The organism is Paraburkholderia sp. UCT31 (assembly GCF_014397655.1).
Classification (GTDB): Bacteria; Pseudomonadota; Gammaproteobacteria; order Burkholderiales; family Burkholderiaceae; genus Paraburkholderia; species Paraburkholderia tuberum.
The window spans coordinates 178,290-195,982 of record NZ_VZQP01000006.1 but is presented as its reverse complement, the minus strand read 5'-3'; the positions used below and the strand labels follow the sequence as shown (position 1 = coordinate 195,982).

Below are 17,693 nucleotides of genomic sequence, written 5' to 3'. Positions count from 1 at the left end.
CGCCCATCATGCTCATATTTCTCGACAGATTCTTCAATATGCTGGCCGGTGAAATCGACCAGTATCTCGTTCTGCCGTTGCTGTATCACTTCGGCTGGATGCAATGGGAAGAGCTTTCCTTCGACTGGGCGCTCATCTGCGTCTATGGCCTCTTCGCGGTTATCGTCACGTATGCGGTTTGCTGGCCGCTCGAAGCACTCTTTCCGATCGAACGCTGGGATGACCGCAAAGCCGTCGTAACCGACGCGTTCTATACGATCCTCAACCGCGTCGGGGTGTTGCCTGTCGTCAGTTTCCTGCTGTTCTACCAGGTGCAGGTGTGGGTGAACGGCTTCGTGGTCGATCACGGCTACATACCGCCAACGCTTGAGACGTTGATACCGCCGCTTCTCGGACATCCGGTCATTACCTTCATCGCGTACGCGCTGATTCTGGACTGTGCCGATTACTGGCGTCACCGCCTGTCGCACTCATACCGTAGCTGGTACGCACTGCATGCGTTGCATCATGCGCAGCGACAGATGAGTTTCTGGTCGGACGACCGCAACCATCTGCTTGACGACCTGGTCGCCGCAATCTGGTTCGGCATCGTCGGCCTCGCGATCGGTATTCCGCCGCTGCAGTTTCCGCTGCTGTTCCTGTTCATGCGCTTCATCGAAAGCCTGAGCCACGCCAATATCAAGCTTTCGTTCGGCTGGCTCGGGGACCGGTTGATCGTCTCGCCTCGCTTTCACCGGTTGCATCATGGCCTGCGCGCGGCCGGCCGCAATTCCTGTAACTACGGCGCCGTCTTCCCGATCTGGGACGTCGTGTTTGGTACAGCGGACTTCTCCGCCGAGTACCCGCCTACCGGCGACCGGCGCGCACCGGAATCGATGGCCACGGGCGGCTACATCGCACAGCAACTGGGCGGCTTGCAGTTTTTCCTTGAACAGTGGCGGCAACCGGCAAAGGCTCGCCGCAGTTCCTCCTGAGAACATCCCTGCATTGCGCCAATGCCCAAACGGGCCGGTTCATGTGCGCCTGGATTTGGTCCGGACCGGCTGGTGCAAAGAACCTGTCAGCAGACCGTAAAGCATCTGCTCTGTGCCTTTGAACCTGAGGTGCGATAATTGCAGTTGCCGGTTTCAGAATGCCCGGATACCGGCATCTACCCGCTCTATCCACCTATCCTCAGTTCAAAGAGTTCGAAGTGGAAAAGACTGTCAAGCAAAGATCAGGGCACATACACGTCGCGATACGGCCTGCGCTCCGGCAATATAGGGGGCTGTCTCTCCCCGACGCGACGCGCCCGTCAAGGCGCCCATGGAGTGAATGATGTTGCGCAGAACCAGTTCCTGGTTTGTGCGTTACACGCCCCGCGCGCGCGTTCGCACGCTCGCGCGTAAAGCGATCGGGCTGGCAATCTTTGTCAGCGGTTCCGCAGTGATTGTCGTGTATCTGCTACGACGCGTCTCCGAAGGCTAAACGTCAAAGACAGGCGTGGCGCATTTGATTTCCAGGCAGTCCCGCGATGCAAACGTCGGGCGTCTGGAGCTACAGAGCAGCGCCCTCGCGGCTGGCAGCCCCACGCTTCGACTTCCTTTCCCTGGTGTTCAGGCGCGATCACCGGAGGCACAAGGCAGCCGTAGTGTTAGAACGGGCAGCGCAGGTGACGCAGTGACGTACCTGCTAAATCTGGTTGGCGATGACAGTTACGGTATGGCCGTGAGTGCCGCAATCTCGATGACAACGTCTGTCACTTGAATGGCAGCGTTCGCGGAGTCAGCGGTCGCTCGGGTAATGCCGTTAGACGTCTCAAACTAGCCGACACCCGTCCGACGCGATCGGCCGCGCCCGGACCCGTTTCTGCCACTGCGGTAAGTTTCCCATGATGGACACCTCCTGTTCCAAAGGAGAGGTGTCCACGAAAGCGGGTCAACTCCACCTGAGATTGGCCCGGTTCGACGGACGGATTTGCAGCCAGCGATTTGATGTGATCTAGCCTCCGTTAAGCGTTGAGTCGCGGGTTGTCCACGGGCGGGCGGCGGGTCGCCTCTCACGACCATGACGCTGCCCGCCGGTGGACAACCCGCAAGGCGACACGGTTTGCCCTTTAACGTTGATGTTCTCGAATTCAAGCGGCGAACGATAGCCAATGCTGCTGTGCAGGCGGCGTACGTTGTACCAGCCCTCCAGGAACCAGAAGATGCGCTGCCGGGCCTGTTCATGGGTAGCAAAGGGTTCGCGCGAAAGCAGTTCCGCTTCGAGCGTGCCGAAGAACGATTCGCACATCGCGTTGTCGTACGCGTCGCCGGCCGTCCCCATCGACGGTTGTACGCCGGCTTCGCGGCAGCGCCGCCCGAATGCAATGGATGTGTATTGACATCCTTGGTCCGAATGTAGAATGACGCCCTCGTGGCGTCGCTGAAGCAACGCCATATCCAGTGCGCGCAGCATCAGTTCGGCATACAGATGAATTGACATCGCCCAGCCCACAATGCGGCGACTGAACACGTCGAGGACAACGGCCAGGTAGAGAAACCCCTCGCCGGTCGGGATGTAGGTGGCGTCCGCCACCCACAGCACGTTCGCCGCCTCGGCACGGAAGTGCCGACGCACCAGATCCGGAGCGCGGCGTGCTCCCACGCGTTGCCGCGTAGTGTGCGGCCAGCGCCGCCGGCTCGCACCACGCAAACCGGCCATGCGCATCAGACGTGCGACCCGCTTGCGTCCGACGTGTACGCCTTCACGCGCGAGCTGCGCATGGATACGTGGTGCCCCATACGTACCGCGCGAACTCGCATGCAGCGTGCGGATGCGCGCGAGCAGTTGCGCATCGCCACACGAGCGTTTCGATGGCTCACGCACCACCCATGCGTAGTAGCCGCTCGTGGAGACCCTGAGCAGCCGTGCCATCGTGGCAATGGGCCAGCGGGCCCGGTTCGCTCTCATGAATCCGTACCGCCCTTCGGCGGAACGGCTCCCGTCTCCCTCGCGAACCAGGCCGCGGCCTGCGAGAGAATGTCTCGCTCCATCTTCAGTTGCCGGTTCTCACGACGTAGCCGCGTGAGTTCCTGCCGCTCGGCCGTCGTCAGCCCGTCATGACGCACACCCGCATCACGATCGAACTGCGCGACCCAGTTGTTGATGGTCTGTTCGGTCGGCTCGAACTCGCGCGCCAGCTCCTCAGGCGTTCTTCCGGCCTTCACCAACTCGACCATGTGGGCCCGGAATTCCACAGGGTATGGGGTACGATGCCTGCCCATTTCGACACCTCCTGATCAAAAGGATAGGTGTCCGTTTTTGCGGGTCAATCTCAACCGTCATTGGGTAGTCCTGTCCACGTGGACTGCACGACAGCCGGAAAGGAACCATTGGCGGGCGCGGAGACACCCGCATCGACGATCTCGGTCAACGGTTGCCAGATGTCGAGGAATCGCGAGACGACACGCACGCCCGCATTCGTGGCGAGCGTCGCATATCGCGCATCGCCGCGCTGGTTAGTCGCAATCGTGTCGACGAACGCGGGCACGTCGGGGATTGCGGCGTTGTCGACAAAACCGGGGTCGGCAGGGGGCGCCGGGATCGAGGCCGTCGCCGTCGTCGTCGAAGTGTTCGAGGCGCTCGGCGTAGAAGAATCATTGCTACCACCGCACGCGGCTAGTACCGCCACGCTTGCGAGCACTGTGAGGCGCAGCGGGAGAGGGACGCGAAAATGTGGCATCACGAGACTTTCTTGTGGTTGTTGGTGGCGTCGGATTGTGCGGGTGAATTATTACGGCATTGTTGCGACTGATTACGCGGTATCGGATATCGTGGCGCGATTCGCAGGTATCCCGGAAGACCTGGTGGTCGAAGCTGCACATGCGTCGCAGACGTGTGAACGCAGAACTCCTTAGTATTTGATTGCGGCTCATCCGCATTCGCGAAGCATGCGAAAGGTTTCATTCCGCGAGGTATTGGTGCAATGTCGATTCGGAACGCCAACCACAGGGCGATCCTTTAACGGACAACCGTTTCGCGTGAGCCTAAAACCACCCCTTTACCGTCGCCACTCGCCAGACGACAAACATGACGAGGCCCACCGACGCGGCGGTCAACAGAATGAAATCAATCGAGCGCACTAGCTTTTTCATATCGACGTTGGATCGGACGCGCGACGTCCGCATGAGAACCGGAAGTTAGGCGCGTGGAAGTACCGAAACGCTCGCATGGAATGTCGAACGCTCACCAGCACATCAGTGATGCGAGAAAAGCGCGTTATCTGAGGGCGTTGCGAAGGAAAGGCGATGTCCGGATTGCGAATTCACTACTGGCCCTGAACCGTAGTCGTTATTCGCGTGTGCCTGCCGCGGGCTGCTCTCGTCCGGATAGTGCACTTTCGACTGATGGAGCGTGCCGTTCTGTTCCGCCTGTATGACGTTCGCTTCCACCTCGGAGCGAGTGAGGGGCTGCGCCGACGAGAGCGCTGGAATGGCGATTGTGGTTGCAAGGATCGCATGAGCGATAAGTGCTTTCATAAGTTGGCTCCTTGGTGAATAGGCAAATTTCGATGGATCGAATGGACCACGCTAACTGCATTGAAAGCGAGTCGTTCTTCACGCTGAGGTGGACCGCGAACAGATAGCCATCGACGGGGCGCCCGGGATTCAGTGCGTGGATATGAAGGTACGCCCTGCAACCTTAAAAGCCGCTTATCCCGTCTCCGAAAAATGCGCGGCATCCGCCAGCCATGTTCCGACCGTTTATCAATGAAAAGGCGATCTGGCAGTCGTCTTTGACGAACCGGGTTCGCCTGACTCGCCAGGCGCTGCGGACTGACCCGCCGCAACCGCGAATATCCGCATTGCGCCGCCAAACCGGGCCATCATGGCGAGCATTCAGCAGATGTTTTTCGAGCGGACGGAGGCTGCGTTTGTTGCAAGCGCTTCAGTACCGCACGCTCCGACGCGCCTCGCGCTTGCTCGCATGGCGTGGACGACGAGACGGCCACGCCGGGCACCACGCGTTAGCGCCCGGCATTGGACGACCGAACGGTCTGATCAAATCAGGGTCGGTAAATCTGTGCGCTATCGAACACACGCCGGCGAGTCGAATGTCCATGATTTACCGGGAAACGTCATTCCCCTAAGCCGTTTCGAAGTGGCCAGCCGGACTGACTTCGATGGGTGTCAGCATGGCTTGTGCGTAACGCGCTATATTTGATACCTCACTGCGCGATGCGGCAATGCTCGTATTCGCCCGACAGGCGACGATCTCGAGCTTCTTCTGCACGGCGACGCCCTACTTGCTGCGCGTGTATGCGCCGCGAAAGCTTCGTCTATCGTTGTGAGCGTTGGTGATTTTCAATCCCCGAGATTAACCGGGCTCGTGTTGGACCGTTGCAGACAGGCCTGGCTCGGGTCTTCCGCTTAACCACGACTTCACAGGACGGCAATATGTCACTTCGTATCAATGACACCGCGCCCAACTTCACCGCGCGGACCACGCAGGGCACCATCGATTTCCACGACTGGATCGGCGACCAATGGGCGGTCCTGTTCTCTCATCCAAAAGACTTCACGCCGGTTTGCACGACTGAACTGGGCTACATGGCGAAGATCGAGCCGGAGTTCACCAGGCGCAACGCGAAGCTGATCGGGTTGTCGGTCGATCCGGTCGAAGACCACGAAAAATGGGCCGCGGACATCGAGGAAACGCAGGGCGCCGCCGTCAAATACCCGATGATCGGCGACACCGACCTCGCGATCGCCAAGCTGTACAACATGCTGCCGGCCGACGCGGGCGATACCAGCGAGGGCCGTACCGCCGCGACCAACGCGACCGTGCGCTCGGTCTTCATCATCGGTCCCGACAAGAAGATCAAGCTGACGCTGACCTACCCGATGAGCACCGGCCGCAACTTCGACGAAATCCTGCGCGTGCTCGATTCGATCCAACTGACCGCCAAACACAAGGTCGCGACGCCGGTCAACTGGAAGCAGGGCGAAGACGTGATCATCACGTCCGCGGTCAGCAACGACGAGGCGCAGCAGATTTTCCCTGGTTTCAAGACCATCAAACCGTATCTGCGCACCACCAGGCAACCGGGTTGACAGATGTGGCACGGCGGCCGCGTGCGGCCGCCTCGCCGACCTTCCTAAGGGATACAGATGATTTTTCGTCAGCTGTTCGATCCTGCTTCGTCGACCTACACGTACTTACTCGGCGACAGCGGCGAGGCGGTGCTCATCGATCCCGTCTACGAGCAGGTGCCGCGCGATCAGGCGCTGCTGCGCGAGCTGGGCCTATGGCTGCTCACGACGCTCGATACCCACGTGCACGCTGATCACGTAACCGGCGCATGGCGCATGCGTTTGCGTTGCGGCAGCGAGATCGGGCTTGCCGGGGTCGTCGAGGCGAAAGGCGTCACGCGAGCGCTCGCGCATGGCGATCGGATCGACTTCGGCACGCGTCATCTGACCGTGCGCGCGACGCCTGGCCATACGAACGGCTGCCTGACCTACGTGCTCGACGATCTGAGCATGGCCTTTACCGGCGACAGCCTGCTGATTCGCGGCTGTGGCCGCACCGATTTCCAGCAGGGCAGTCCGCAGCAGTTGTTCGCGTCCGTGCGCGAGCAGATCCTGTCACTGCCGGACGACTGCCTCCTCTATCCCGCGCACGATTATCGCGGCATCACGGTGACGAGCGTGACCGAGGAGCGGCGCTTCAATCCGCGTCTGGGCGGCGACGTCGACGTCGGCGATTTCGCCGGTTACATGAACAACCTGAATTTGCCGCATCCGAAGCAGATGGCGGTCGCGGTGCCCGCAAACATGCGTTGCGGGCAACCGGAAGGCGGCGCCGAAGTTGCGACCGAAACGCCGGATTGGGCACCGTTGACGCTGCGCTTTAGCGGCGTGTGGGAAATCGAGCCGATGGCGCTTCTCGAGCATGGCGCCGCGTTTCAGATCGTCGATGTGCGCGAGGCGCCCGAGTTCATCGATCGTTTGGGTCATCTGCCGGGCGCGAAGCTGGTGCCGCTGTCGCAATTGACAGGGCGGCTCGATGAACTGGAGCGCGAGCGGCCGGTGGTCGCGGTGTGCCGGTCCGGCGTGCGCTCGGCGCAGGCAAGCGTGTTGCTGACGAAGGCGGGGTTTGGCAAGGTGGCGAATCTTGCCGGTGGGATGCTGCGGTGGAGGACGGAGGGGTTGCCGGTTGCGTCGGATAGTGTTTGAGGGGGAATCGGCGCTTCGGAACCCCCACAAGCTCAGCCTTGGCCTTGGCGACAGCCTCGACCTTGCCCCAAAGCCGCGCCAGCCTTCGAATAGCCAGCGCTCCGTTGCGCCGGCCGCGTGACCAGCCAGATCCCCCGCATACGAGCACCAGGAAATTGAAAACGGTAACTTTGCCAACGTCGTTATATTTCAGCAGAAGACTCCACAAGGTGAAGGCCACTGCGGACAGCAAAGCGAGATAGGCCAGCAATGCCATCGATCCCAGCGTGAACGCGTGCAGCGAACCACCGGTCGCGTAGCCCGCCGCAAGCAGAACGGCGCCGCCAAACCCGAGTTGATAACCCGTCATGACCATGACGTCCATGCTCTGCGAAATGTGCTTTCCGGGCGGTTTCAAGGGTGAAGCGCAACGGGGTTAATGAAACGCAGGCGGATGCGGCTGCTTCGCGTCTTGCCACGCGTCGCACGGGCACGCCAAATACGGCCGCTGAGACCCATCGGCCATCGAACGAAATGCCACGGGCGACCGGACGTTACGCCGGCTGCTATGTCCGCATCACTGTGTCGGGCGATCTTCCGACCATGCGCTGGCGAGTGGTGCGCACCTTCACACCTGCGGCGCAGGCACCCGTGGGTCCAGTCATTGTGCGCCGACCGCGCGATGCTCGCTCGCGCGGCTTCACCCGGTGCGGACGTCGATTGTCGATCCGCACGCGACTCGTTCGTCGTATAGATGGAACCGATCAGGTTCATCGCCCAGGAGCACATCATGCGCAAGCACATCGTTTCCATGTTCCTCAGCCTGGATGGCGTCGCTCAATCCCCCGGCGCGCCCGAGGAGGATGCCAGTGGTGATTTTCGTTTGGGTGGCTGGATCGTCCCTTACGCCGACGAAGCGGTCGGCGCAAGTGTGCATCATCTGCTCGCGCAGCCGTTCGAGTTGCTGCCAGGGCGTTGCACGTACGACATATTCGCGTCTTATTGGCCATATGTACCGGCCGATTCACGCAACCGCGACATGGCCGACCAGTTCAATCAGGTCCGCAAGCACGTGGCCACGCATCGATCCGATGCGCTCGGTTGGCACAACAGTCATGCGCTGAACGGAGACCTTGCCGACGCGATACGCGCGCTGAAACTTCAGGACGGTGCCGATCTATTGACGTTCGGCAGCGGCGACATGGTGCGCCAACTGCTGGCGGCGGGCCTCGTGGATGAACTCCAACTCCTGATTTATCCCGTCATGCTCGGGCACGGCAAACGCCTGTTCGGCAACGACGCGCAAGCGTCCGCCTTCACGCTGGCACACGCGACGAGCACCCCCGGCGGCGTGCTGATCACGCGCTACACCCGCAACGGCGAAGTCCGAACCGGAACGTTCGAGTAAGCTCGAAGCTTCCGATCGACGCTTACAAACGAAGGCCTATTTCTTCCTCACGTCCCGCGCTCGCCTGCCACGCGCCACGGTATCGGCGAACAGGTCGATCACGACCTCGCGCAGCCAGCGATTGCCTTCATCCTGATGGACGCGCTCGTGCCACAACAAATGGATCGGCGCGGCGGGCAGCGTCATCGGCAGCGCGCGCAGGCTGAGCGAGAAGGGCGTGGCCAACTCCAGAGCGAGGCGCTCGGGCACCGTGGCGATCAGGTCGGTACGTTGCAGGATGTAGCCGACGCTCATGAAGTGCGGCACCGTCAGTCGCACCTGACGCCGCACGCCGCGCCGTTTCAGCCACTCGTCCACTTGACCGTGGCCGGTGCCGGCCGACACCACCACCAGATGCTCAGCTTCGCGCCACGCGGAAAGCGTGAGCGGCGCGTCCTCGAGTGGGTGAGTGCGCCTGAACAGACAGACGTAGCGCTGATCGAACAGACGCCGCTGATAGAAACCACCCTTCAACTGCGGCAACAGACCGATCGCCAGGTCGACCCGGCCGTCGGCCATTTCGTTGCTCAGATTGACGCTCGTATTGCGCACCGTATTCATCGCGATGCCTGGCGCGATGCGCGACAATCGTTCCAGCAATGCGGGCAAAAACACGACTTCGCCGATGTCGGTCATACCGATCGTCATCGTACGGATCTCGCGCAGCGGATCGAAGCCCGTCACCGGATTGAGCGCGGCGTGCAAGGTGGCGAGCGCCTGCGAGACCGGTTCCGCGAGACGCAGCGCGAACGGGGTAGGCACCACGCCACCCGGCGCCCGCACGAACAGCGGATCACCGAGCAGGCGGCGCAGCTTCGCGAGGGCATTGCTGACGCCCGGCTGGCTCATGTTCATTTGCTCGGCGACGCTCGCCACGCGCCGCTCCTGCATCAGCCGCTGGAACAGCAGCAGCAGGTTGAGATCGAGATCGCTCAGTTCCATGGTCTCGGCATGACCTAAGGTCATTCATTTCAGTGATGAAGTAGATTCATTTCATCTTATTGAGTAATGATCGTCTAGTGCTGAAAATACCAACACGGTATCCGCATGCGACGCGCCGGGCGCGCGTTCCAGAGTGGCCCGAATCGATAAACCCGCATATCGGAGACACAATCATGAACCGGATGGATCTGAGCATCGCGATCGTCGGCGCCGGCATCGGCGGCCTTACGCTGGCGCTCGCACTACGCGAACATGGCATCGATGCGCAACTCTACGAGCAGACCGATGAGTTGCGCGAAGTGGGCGCGGCCGTCGCACTGTCGGCCAACGCGACGCGCTTTTACGAGCGCATGGGGCTACGCTCCGCGTTCGAAAACGTGTGCGCCGAAGTACCCGGGCTCATTTATCGTGATGGCCGCAGCGGCAGCGTCATTGGACATCATCGCGGCATGCCCAGCTATCGCGAGCAGTTCGGTGGCTCGTACTGGGGCGTTCATCGCGCCGATCTGCAGGCGGTGCTGTCGAAGGCAGTTGGTCTCGAGTACATCGAGCTCAGCCATCGCCTGGTCGATCTCGTGCAGCATCCCGATCGCGTGAGTCTCGCGTTCGACAACGGTCGGCGCATCGATGCCGATCTCGTGATCGGCGCCGACGGCGCACGCTCGATTACGCGACGCTGGATGCTCGGCTACGACGACGTGCTGTATTCCGGTTGCTCGGGCTTTCGTGGCATCGTGCCGGCCGAGCGCATGGACCTGTTGCCCGATCCGGAGACGATCCAGTTCTGGGTCGGGCCCGGCGGCCATCTGCTGCATTATCCGATCGGCGACAAGGGCGATCGGAACTTCCTGCTGGTCGAGCGTCATCCGTCGCCGTGGCCGTCGCGCGACTGGGTCATGCCGTCGACCGAAGGCGAGCAGTTGCGCCTGTTCAAGGACTGGCATCCGGCGGTCGTTCAGATGATCACGGCCGTGCCGATCAGTCAGCGCTGGGGCCTGTTTCACCGTCCGCCGCTCGGCCGCTGGAGCAAGGGCCGCGTAACGCTGATCGGCGATGCCGCGCATGCGCTCGTGCCGCATCACGGCCAGGGCGCCAACCAGTCGATCGAGGATGCCGTGGTGCTGGCCGCGCAACTCGCCAAGGCGGGCCCGGGTAAGTGGCGGGAAGCGCAGGAAGCCTACGAGCGTCTGCGCCGGGGCCGCACGCGCAAGGTGCAGTACGCGTCGATCAGCACCGCGGACGTGTTGCATCTGCCGGACGGCCCCGCCGCGCAGGAACGCAACGCGCGGCTAGGGGCGCGCGACAGCATGCTGCATCACCTCGACTGGATTCACGATTTCGATGCGCTTGCGCAAGAGCCGAGCGCGCGACAAGGCGGCACGTGGCTTTGAGCCTCTCCATGAGGCTTCAATAGGGAGGCGGTGGGCCGCATGCTCATGCCAGGCGCCTCTCTCCAGCCACTACGCGTCACATGCAACCCATTGACCGAGTGGCGCGTCAACCTGATCACGTTACCTATATTGCCGCTCCTCTACTTTCTTGGCGCATACCTTCCTGAATTGCGCGGTCGTCCGCTGGCAATCGTCTACGCGTTCTGGGAGCCATTTGTCGCGTGGGGAACGATATTATTTCTCGCAAGCAGTTTCCAGCGACGCTTCGACAGACTCGTTGGCGCGGGGCTCGGCATGGTCGATGTGTACGATACCGCGGGCAACCTGAAGCAACGCTTCGCGACAGGCGGTCCGTTGAACGCGCCGTGGGGCATTGCGCAAGCGCCCGGTAACTTCGGCTCGATGAGCGGCGCAATTCTGATCGGCAATTTCGGCGATGGCATGATCAATGCCTTCAACGCGTCGAGCGGTCAGTCGATGGGACAGATCAGTGGACCGAACGGCAGTCCGATCGTCGAGCAGGGCGTGTGGGGCATCGCGTTCGGCAACGATCTCAGCAATCAGCCTTCCAGCACGCTCTTCTTCGCGGCGGGGCCGAATGACGAAGCCGATGGCGTCTACGGAAGAATCGATCTGAATACGGCGTCGAGCTCAGGTACGAACACGGGCACGAACACGGGTACGAACACCGGCACAAGCGCGGGCGGCGGGATGAGCATTGGAATGTAGCGCTAAGCGCGCAATTGAGAAGCGCCGCTCTCGATGCGAGAACGGCGGTATTGCTTATGCGAGACGATGTGTGCTTGAGCAGTGCGTGTGATGATCATCACATCCACGCGTGGTTGAGCACCAGCGATGTCAGGTCCTGGCTGCCCTGACTCACATCTGATTCTGACGCCGGCATGTCCGCAATATCTGCAGAACTGCAAATGCCCCTCGCACGGTTTGCACATTCTGCAGCGGGCAATCGTAGCATTTTGCGGTTCGGTGCAGCACTTGGCCGACGCCCGTCTTATACTCGACCCGCGAGAGCGGGATCGATCTCGTTGTTCGTCAGGCCGAATTCCGCCATGCGAGCACGATGATCTGGCGAGCCCAGATATGAACGAAGGGCTGTGTTTACCGCCTGGATCAGATCGCTGTTACTTCTATTGAACGAGAATGCCCCGAGCGGAGGCTTCTGCTGCTTGCCCTTCGTTCCCGGTTCGTGCTCGATAGCCTCGAGCATTGAGCCTCCGATCCGGTTCGCAATGTTCCGATTCCCCAAGGCCGTGCTCGCATACGCATCGACGGCGCCAGAGAGAACCGCTTCGACAGCGTCGGCCTGATGCTCGAAGACGACTATTTGGTCCTCGCTTACGCCAGACGCTTTCGCTGAGTCGTGCTGCACCTGTCCGGCTATGATGCCAAGGCGCGCATCAGCGCGTTTGGCAAGCGACACGTAGCTGTCGAGCGCTTTCGGGTTTCCAGTCCGAACCAGAAAACCGTCTGCGATCCCCCATACCGGGACGCTGAACGCGACCATATTGGTGCGTTCGCGTGTGACGAACAGCGGAACGTTCATATCCCACCTGCCTGCTTCAACGCCGGGCAGAAGTTCACTAAACGACGTCAGATGATGCTCGATCCGGGCTACGCCGATCCCTCGAAGAACCGCGTCGGCCAGATCGATGTCAGCGCCCGTGGCGGTACCATCTGCTTCCGTCCAACCGAACGGGGGTTCTTCGATGTACGCAATCGTTACCTTCATCGCTGTGTCTCGCCAATTGGGAACGGCCATCAAATGCCGGGCCGAATGTTGACGATTCTACTTACATGCGCGGTTGTCGTTGCGGCGGCTCTCTCTGAAACGAACGCGGTTATGCCTGGATCGGGTGTCGGTCTTATGGACGTTGGTTGGATTGCGCGGCATCGCTACGGAAACGCACCCACGTCTTCCGGTCAATCAATGGTCACAACCCTGTCACGCACTGCCTCAAGCGAACCGGCAGTTGCTCAAGGAAAGATTTTTCGCGCTCACCACAATATTCGCGCGCCTGAAACGTCTTCAGGCGCATGGAACCGCCACCCACCTCGCACCCGATGACCGACCGAGACAGCGACATCACCGCGACCGTGGTGCGTGAGCGCACGAGGCTCGTCAATTTTATCCGGCGTCGAATACGCGACCCGGATGATGCCGAGGACATCCTGCAGGATGTGTTCCACGAATTCGTGCAGGCTTACCGGCTTCCCGCTCCGATCGAACAGGCGAGCGCGTGGCTATTTCGTGCGGCGCGCAATCGCATCATCGATCGTTTTCGCAAGAAGAAGGAGCAACCGCTGACCGATCTGTCTGAGGCCGAGGACGACGCCAGCGGTGAGTATCGCCTCGACCTCGCCCTGCCGGCGCACGATGCAGGCCCCGAAGCGCTTTACGCTCGCGCTGTATTGCTCAAGGCCTTGCAGGATGCGCTCGACGAGTTGCCGCCGAATCAACGTGAAGTATTTATCGCGCACGAGCTGGAGGGGCGGTCCTTCAAAGACATGGCGGCGGAAAGCGGTGTCACGCTCAATACGCTGCTCGCGCGCAAACGCTACGCGGTCTTGCATCTGCGCGCCCGACTGCAGGCCATTTATGACGAACTGGATATATAGAGGAGTCGCGGGATGAAGTTTCGAATCAGATGTGTGGGCAAAGCGCTGCTGGTGGTGGCCGCCATAGCCGTGCTCGGATGGGTGGTCATGACGCTATGGAATTGGGTGATTCCGGCGCTATTCGTTGGCGCCCGTGCGATCGACTTCGCGCATGCGTTGGGCTTGCTGGTTTTGAGCCGCATCCTGTTTGGCGGATTCCGCGGACACGGCGGCTGGCGCGAACGGCGTCACTGGCGCAAATGGGAAGCGATGACGCCCGAAGAACGGGAGCATTTCCAGACGGCATGGCGATCGGGCCGCGACCGGCGCGCGGGAGATTGACCATGCGCGAGACATCAACGGGCGACTGCAAACAGAAGCCGGGCGTGATTGCGCCAGTCGTCGACCTGAAACGTTGCGAAGGCAAGGGCGATTGCCTGGAGGTCTGCCCTGAGAATGTGTTTGAGATCCGGCGCATCGATGAGGTCGATTATCTCAGCCTCGATTTGATGCACCGCCTCAAGCTACGCGTGCATGGAATGAAAGTCGCCTACACACCGAACGCGTACGCCTGCCGGTCGTGCGGTCTTTGTGTGACGGCGTGCCCTGAACGCGCGATCAAGCTCGCCAGAACGGCATAGCGTTACGCGTTTTAAGAGCAGCGCAGGCCGCCTGGCGCAGTGGTCAGTATTATCGATCTCCTCAAGGAGCGCACATGGCTTCATCAACCACGGATCTTCTGCGACAGCTTCACGAACAGAGCCAGACAGAAGTGATAGCCCGCGCACAGGCGCAATTTCAGGGATCGAGCGAGGAGTTTCTGACTCTCGCGGAGGAATACGAAACGCTCGTACCTCGACTCCGTGGACGGTTTCTCGAAACGCTCGGGCTATCGAGCGAAGATTTCGAATCCTCGCAAGGCACTCCTCTATCGTTAGCCGTGTCAGCGGAAACGGGACGGTTCTTACGCAACATGGTGCTTTCGCACAAGCCGGCTCGAATCCTCGAGCTCGGCAGTTCCTGCGGCGTGTCCACGCTGTATTTCGCCGAGGCCCTTCGCACGTTAGGCAGTGGGACGGTTGTCGCGACTGAACTCGATGCTGTTAAGTGCGCACATCTTCGGGCTCACGTCAGGACGGCGGGCGTAGATGCTTATGTTGACCTGCGGGAGGGCGACGTCTTCCAGACCGTTTCCGAACTGGACGGCACTTTCGACATGGTGTTTATCGACGTATGGGCCAACACCTATCTGAATCTGTTCAAGCAGATTGAGCGCCTGCTACGCCCGGGATCCATCGTTCTCGCCGACAACATGTACACCGCCGAGGACGCCGTTCGGCCATACAAGCACTACCTCGACGGCGATCCGCGCTTTTCGACCACGACGCTGGACTTTGAATCAGGGGTCGAATTTACAGTCGTCGTGTCATAGGCTGACGAAGAGTGGACGCCGTCCAGAATCCGGTTCATGTGCCATTCAAGCTGGAAGGTTCGGCGATGCGATGTCTTGTCGACCATCCGGGGCGGATGCGCCAAATGTCATAGCAACTCCTCGTTAAGTCCGGACAGCACGATGGCGGAATGGCCTGCGCTGCGCCTGTGGACAGACTGCGCGCAAGTCGTGCTGCCCCCGCCGACCTACGCATTCCCACGCAGGGCCCCCGGGGCCGCAGGCCGCGTATCAGCCATCCGACCTGCTGCGGCGCCCGTTGTTCGGCGTGACCGGGTCGTCGAGCACGTCGACGAGCGTGCGCCGCCCCGCGTCGAGGATTTCGTCGGCGAAGGCCGGATCGGCGCCTGCGATCGCACGCGACAGCACGAGCGCCCCGACCATCTGACTGAACGCTGCAATCGCATCGCGGCGGGTTTGTTCCGTCGTCGCGCCTTCCGTGGCGATCATGGCTGCAAGCCGGTCGAGATACGCGGCGAGGCCGCGCGCGTAGGACGCACGCGCCGCGTCGGTCATCCGCGGAGCGTCGCCAGCGAAGCCGGACAGCGGGCACCCTGCTTCGACGTTGTCGCGGTGCGAGGCGGACAGGTAGCGTGCCGCCTGCTTCCCCAGGCTGCCGCCGTTTGGCGAATCCGCGTAGTCTTGCATCGCCTTTTCCATGACCGCGGTGACCAGCGCATCCTTCGACTTGAAGTGGTTGTAGAAGCCGCCCTGGCTAAAACCGGCTTCCTTCATCAACTCCGTCAGCCCCACGGCATCGACTCCGCGTACCCGGAAAAGCCGCTCGGCGGCCGCGACAATCGCGCTGCGGTTCTCGGCGGCCTGCTGTCGTGACACCCCCATCGATTTCTCCCTTATACAAGCGATCGCGTCGATTGAAAAACACAATGTCGATCATCATTGACATGCCGTAATTACGTCGACACAATGCGCCGTAAGACGATGGTGACCGACATTGTCACGAGTGTAGCCGACTTTCGCGCACAACGCGAAGCAACGCCGGCGTGGCACGGATGGCAGTCCAGGTTCATCGCGGTTCTTTGATGCCGGCGGGCGGCGGGCGGCGGGCGACCGACGTTGGCGCCGTTCGGCGGCGCAACGGTTCGGTACGCAAGGGCAGGTTTGTTTTCTCCGGGTTTCACGCGCGCTGCGAACCGGCGCACATGCGATTCATCATGCGAAAGGATGAGATATGAAGATCGAAGGTGCTGTTGTTTTCGTGACGGGTGCGAACCGCGGGCTTGGCCTCGAGTTCGCGAAGCAGGCGCTCGAAAGAGGAGCGCGCAAGGTCTATGCGGGCGCGCGCGATCCGGCCAGCGTAATGCTGCCGGGCGTCGTGCCCGTGAAGCTTGACGTGACCGATCCGGCGGCCGTGGCCGCTGCCGCCGACGCGGCGGGCGACGTCACGCTTCTGATCAACAACGCGGGCATCGCGCGGCTCGGCAGTCTGACGGACGACGGCGCGCTCGACGCGTTACGCGATCACTTCGACACCAACGTGTTCGGGATGCTGTCGATGTCGCAGGCGTTCGCGGACAACCTTGCCGGCAACGGCGGCGGCGCGATCCTGAACGTACTGTCTGTTGCGAGCTGGATAAACCGGCCGATCCTCGCGGCTTATGGCGTGTCGAAGTCGGCCGCGTGGGCGGTGACCAACGGCCTGCGTCACTCGCTGCGCGAGCAGCACACGCAGGTGGTCGGGCTGCATGCCGGTTTTATCGATACGGATCTGACGCGCGGGCTGGAAGTGCCGAAGGCGACGCCGGCCGACGTCGTGCGTCAGGCATACGACGCGATCGAGGCAGGGGCGGAGGAAGTGTCCACCGACGAGTTCACGCGGCAGGTGAAGGCCGGGTTGTCGGCAGGCGTCTATCTCGACGCTCCGGCGCCGCACTGAAGGCGCTGGAGCGCCCGCTCGTCGCGCGCGGGCATCTGGACGGAAAAGCAGGTCGCGGGCTGGAAGGAGGTGACCTCTGCGGTTCACGCAGCCGACGGTCTGATCGTCTCCCAGCTCTGGCACGTCGGGCGAGTCTCCGATCCCATCTTCCACGCCGGGGATATGCGCCACGAATGGCCGGTAGTGGCCGCGCGCTGCCCCATGCATGAGGGACCGTTTCCCGTAGCACGTAAAGCGGCGATCTGCGGCAGGCGACCCGGAGCGCCCAGCCATCGCTACAAAAAGCGGACGCATGACGCACGTGATCAAACTGGAGTTGCTCCAATGCAGCTATCCGTATGCGTATTTCAAGTACCTGCAGCACGGATTGCCCGCACGGCCTGTTAGCGTCCCGGGCTCACTCGCCTGGTGGCAAGGAAGCCTCAACCGCGGACCGCCGCAGTAACCACAATGAGAGCCGAGAAGATCAGCGCCGGGGCGAGATGCCGGAACGGTTCCCGATTTCGTAGCAACGTGAAGAGCGCACCGATCATGATCGCACCGGCCAGCGTTAGGCCTAAGACTCTGGTTTGTCGTCCAGCAAGAAGTGCCGCACTCAACAACTCGAGAGCGCCACAGAGCCACTGAAACCATGCCGGATAACCCCAGCGTGCGAAGTCGCGCTTCACCGCGCCGGGTCTTGCGAGATTGACCACCCCAGCAACCGCGAACAGAACCGCTACGATCGTCGCGAGGATCGATTCTAAAGACGCACTGTTCCATGCCATCG

General features: G+C 61.5%; 15 protein-coding genes and 5 pseudogenes. 12 read left to right on the top strand and 8 right to left on the bottom strand.

Going from position 1 to position 17,693, the window contains the following annotated elements; genetic code table 11:
- Positions 1–8 precede the first annotated feature (8 nt).
- Positions 9–974, top strand: coding sequence for a sterol desaturase family protein (locus tag F6X40_RS06800; RefSeq protein WP_184070322.1), 966 nt, complete (start codon positions 9–11; stop codon positions 972–974).
- Between the two features lie 1,135 nt (positions 975–2,109).
- Here the strand turns inward: F6X40_RS06800 and F6X40_RS06795 are convergent.
- The 3 genes and pseudogenes from F6X40_RS06795 to F6X40_RS06785 all read right to left on the bottom strand — a co-directional run.
- A pseudogene (locus F6X40_RS06795) lies at positions 2,110–3,248 on the bottom strand (IS3 family transposase); the annotation flags it as partial.
- 53 nt (positions 3,249–3,301) lie between these two features.
- Positions 3,302–3,706 (bottom strand): annotated as a pseudogene (locus F6X40_RS06790) (hypothetical protein); the annotation flags it as partial.
- A 514-nt stretch (positions 3,707–4,220) separates the two neighbouring features.
- The gene (locus tag F6X40_RS06785) at positions 4,221–4,502 is read right to left on the bottom strand and encodes a DUF4148 domain-containing protein (protein ID WP_187627232.1); all 282 of its coding nucleotides are present in this window, start codon (positions 4,500–4,502) and stop codon (positions 4,221–4,223) included.
- 918 nt (positions 4,503–5,420) lie between these two features.
- Between F6X40_RS06785 and F6X40_RS06780 the strand changes: the two genes are divergently transcribed.
- Together F6X40_RS06780 and F6X40_RS06775 are read left to right on the top strand one after the other, a co-directional pair.
- Complete coding sequence (locus F6X40_RS06780) at positions 5,421–6,077, top strand: peroxiredoxin (RefSeq protein WP_187616109.1); 657 nt, start codon at positions 5,421–5,423, stop codon at positions 6,075–6,077.
- A gap of 57 nt (positions 6,078–6,134) precedes the next feature.
- A complete protein-coding gene (locus F6X40_RS06775; protein WP_090807797.1) occupies positions 6,135–7,202 on the top strand; it encodes a rhodanese-like domain-containing protein in 1,068 nt (355 codons plus the stop codon).
- Between the two features lie 196 nt (positions 7,203–7,398).
- On the opposite strand, the pseudogene F6X40_RS42175 reads toward F6X40_RS06775, so the two are convergent.
- Positions 7,399–7,551: pseudogene (locus F6X40_RS42175) on the bottom strand (EamA/RhaT family transporter); the annotation flags it as partial.
- A 420-nt stretch (positions 7,552–7,971) separates the two neighbouring features.
- On the opposite strand from F6X40_RS42175, the gene F6X40_RS06765 reads away from it, so the two are divergent.
- Positions 7,972–8,589 (top strand): dihydrofolate reductase family protein, encoded by a 618-nt coding sequence (locus F6X40_RS06765; RefSeq protein ID WP_187627231.1) that lies wholly within the window; start codon positions 7,972–7,974, stop codon positions 8,587–8,589.
- A 36-nt stretch (positions 8,590–8,625) separates the two neighbouring features.
- On the opposite strand, the gene F6X40_RS06760 is transcribed toward F6X40_RS06765, so the two are convergent.
- The gene (locus F6X40_RS06760; protein ID WP_187627230.1) at positions 8,626–9,570 is read right to left on the bottom strand and encodes a LysR family transcriptional regulator; all 945 of its coding nucleotides are present in this window, start codon (positions 9,568–9,570) and stop codon (positions 8,626–8,628) included.
- Between the two features lie 173 nt (positions 9,571–9,743).
- Between F6X40_RS06760 and F6X40_RS06755 the strand changes: the two genes are divergently transcribed.
- Together F6X40_RS06755 and F6X40_RS06750 are read left to right on the top strand one after the other, a co-directional pair.
- Complete coding sequence (locus tag F6X40_RS06755; RefSeq protein WP_187627229.1) at positions 9,744–10,961, top strand: FAD-dependent monooxygenase; 1,218 nt, start codon at positions 9,744–9,746, stop codon at positions 10,959–10,961.
- A gap of 267 nt (positions 10,962–11,228) precedes the next feature.
- A pseudogene (locus F6X40_RS06750) lies at positions 11,229–11,690 on the top strand (TIGR03118 family protein); the annotation flags it as partial.
- Positions 11,691–11,973: 283 nt separating this feature from the next.
- On the opposite strand, the gene F6X40_RS06745 reads toward F6X40_RS06750, so the two are convergent.
- Positions 11,974–12,711 (bottom strand): transporter substrate-binding domain-containing protein, encoded by a 738-nt coding sequence (locus F6X40_RS06745; protein WP_187627228.1) that lies wholly within the window; start codon positions 12,709–12,711, stop codon positions 11,974–11,976.
- Between the two features lie 305 nt (positions 12,712–13,016).
- On the opposite strand from F6X40_RS06745, the gene F6X40_RS06740 reads away from it, so the two are divergent.
- From F6X40_RS06740 to F6X40_RS06725, 4 genes are all read left to right on the top strand, one after another.
- The gene (locus F6X40_RS06740; RefSeq protein ID WP_187627227.1) at positions 13,017–13,598 is read left to right on the top strand and encodes an RNA polymerase sigma factor; all 582 of its coding nucleotides are present in this window, start codon (positions 13,017–13,019) and stop codon (positions 13,596–13,598) included.
- A gap of 12 nt (positions 13,599–13,610) precedes the next feature.
- Positions 13,611–13,919: a hypothetical protein gene (locus F6X40_RS06735; protein WP_187627226.1), complete on the top strand. Its 309-nt coding sequence runs from the start codon at positions 13,611–13,613 to the stop codon at positions 13,917–13,919.
- Positions 13,920–13,921: 2 nt separating this feature from the next.
- Entirely contained in the window at positions 13,922–14,218 is a 297-nt protein-coding gene (locus tag F6X40_RS06730; RefSeq protein WP_187627225.1) for a 4Fe-4S dicluster domain-containing protein, read from the top strand.
- A gap of 74 nt (positions 14,219–14,292) precedes the next feature.
- Entirely contained in the window at positions 14,293–15,009 is a 717-nt protein-coding gene (locus F6X40_RS06725) for an O-methyltransferase (RefSeq protein WP_187627224.1), read from the top strand.
- 249 nt (positions 15,010–15,258) lie between these two features.
- Here the strand turns inward: F6X40_RS06725 and F6X40_RS06720 are convergent, their stop codons facing one another.
- Positions 15,259–15,870, bottom strand: a complete 612-nt coding sequence (locus F6X40_RS06720) for a TetR/AcrR family transcriptional regulator (protein ID WP_187627223.1) — start codon at positions 15,868–15,870, stop codon at positions 15,259–15,261.
- 349 nt (positions 15,871–16,219) lie between these two features.
- Between F6X40_RS06720 and F6X40_RS06715 the strand changes: the two genes are divergently transcribed.
- Positions 16,220–16,924: an SDR family oxidoreductase gene (locus tag F6X40_RS06715; RefSeq protein ID WP_187627222.1), complete on the top strand. Its 705-nt coding sequence runs from the start codon at positions 16,220–16,222 to the stop codon at positions 16,922–16,924.
- Positions 16,925–16,954: 30 nt separating this feature from the next.
- Positions 16,955–17,089, top strand: a pseudogene (locus F6X40_RS06710) (alkene reductase); the annotation flags it as partial.
- Between the two features lie 257 nt (positions 17,090–17,346).
- Here the strand turns inward: F6X40_RS06710 and F6X40_RS06705 are convergent.
- On the bottom strand, positions 17,347–17,691 hold the full coding sequence (locus F6X40_RS06705) for a DoxX family protein (RefSeq protein ID WP_244145114.1): 345 nt from the start codon (positions 17,689–17,691) through the stop codon (positions 17,347–17,349).
- Positions 17,692–17,693 lie beyond the last annotated feature (2 nt).

Coding starts and splice junctions, on each gene's coding strand:
- F6X40_RS06800 (WP_184070322.1), top strand. CDS start 9: ATGCTCATATTTCTCGACAGATTCTTCAATATGCTGGCCGGTGAAATC.
- F6X40_RS06785 (WP_187627232.1), bottom strand. CDS start 4,502: ATGAAAGCACTTATCGCTCATGCGATCCTTGCAACCACAATCGCCATT.
- F6X40_RS06780 (WP_187616109.1), top strand. CDS start 5,421: ATGTCACTTCGTATCAATGACACCGCGCCCAACTTCACCGCGCGGACC.
- F6X40_RS06775 (WP_090807797.1), top strand. CDS start 6,135: ATGATTTTTCGTCAGCTGTTCGATCCTGCTTCGTCGACCTACACGTAC.
- F6X40_RS06765 (WP_187627231.1), top strand. CDS start 7,972: ATGCGCAAGCACATCGTTTCCATGTTCCTCAGCCTGGATGGCGTCGCT.
- F6X40_RS06760 (WP_187627230.1), bottom strand. CDS start 9,570: ATGGAACTGAGCGATCTCGATCTCAACCTGCTGCTGCTGTTCCAGCGG.
- F6X40_RS06755 (WP_187627229.1), top strand. CDS start 9,744: ATGAACCGGATGGATCTGAGCATCGCGATCGTCGGCGCCGGCATCGGC.
- F6X40_RS06745 (WP_187627228.1), bottom strand. CDS start 12,711: ATGAAGGTAACGATTGCGTACATCGAAGAACCCCCGTTCGGTTGGACG.
- F6X40_RS06740 (WP_187627227.1), top strand. CDS start 13,017: ATGGAACCGCCACCCACCTCGCACCCGATGACCGACCGAGACAGCGAC.
- F6X40_RS06735 (WP_187627226.1), top strand. CDS start 13,611: ATGAAGTTTCGAATCAGATGTGTGGGCAAAGCGCTGCTGGTGGTGGCC.
- F6X40_RS06730 (WP_187627225.1), top strand. CDS start 13,922: ATGCGCGAGACATCAACGGGCGACTGCAAACAGAAGCCGGGCGTGATT.
- F6X40_RS06725 (WP_187627224.1), top strand. CDS start 14,293: ATGGCTTCATCAACCACGGATCTTCTGCGACAGCTTCACGAACAGAGC.
- F6X40_RS06720 (WP_187627223.1), bottom strand. CDS start 15,870: ATGGGGGTGTCACGACAGCAGGCCGCCGAGAACCGCAGCGCGATTGTC.
- F6X40_RS06715 (WP_187627222.1), top strand. CDS start 16,220: ATGAAGATCGAAGGTGCTGTTGTTTTCGTGACGGGTGCGAACCGCGGG.
- F6X40_RS06705 (WP_244145114.1), bottom strand. CDS start 17,691: ATGGCATGGAACAGTGCGTCTTTAGAATCGATCCTCGCGACGATCGTA.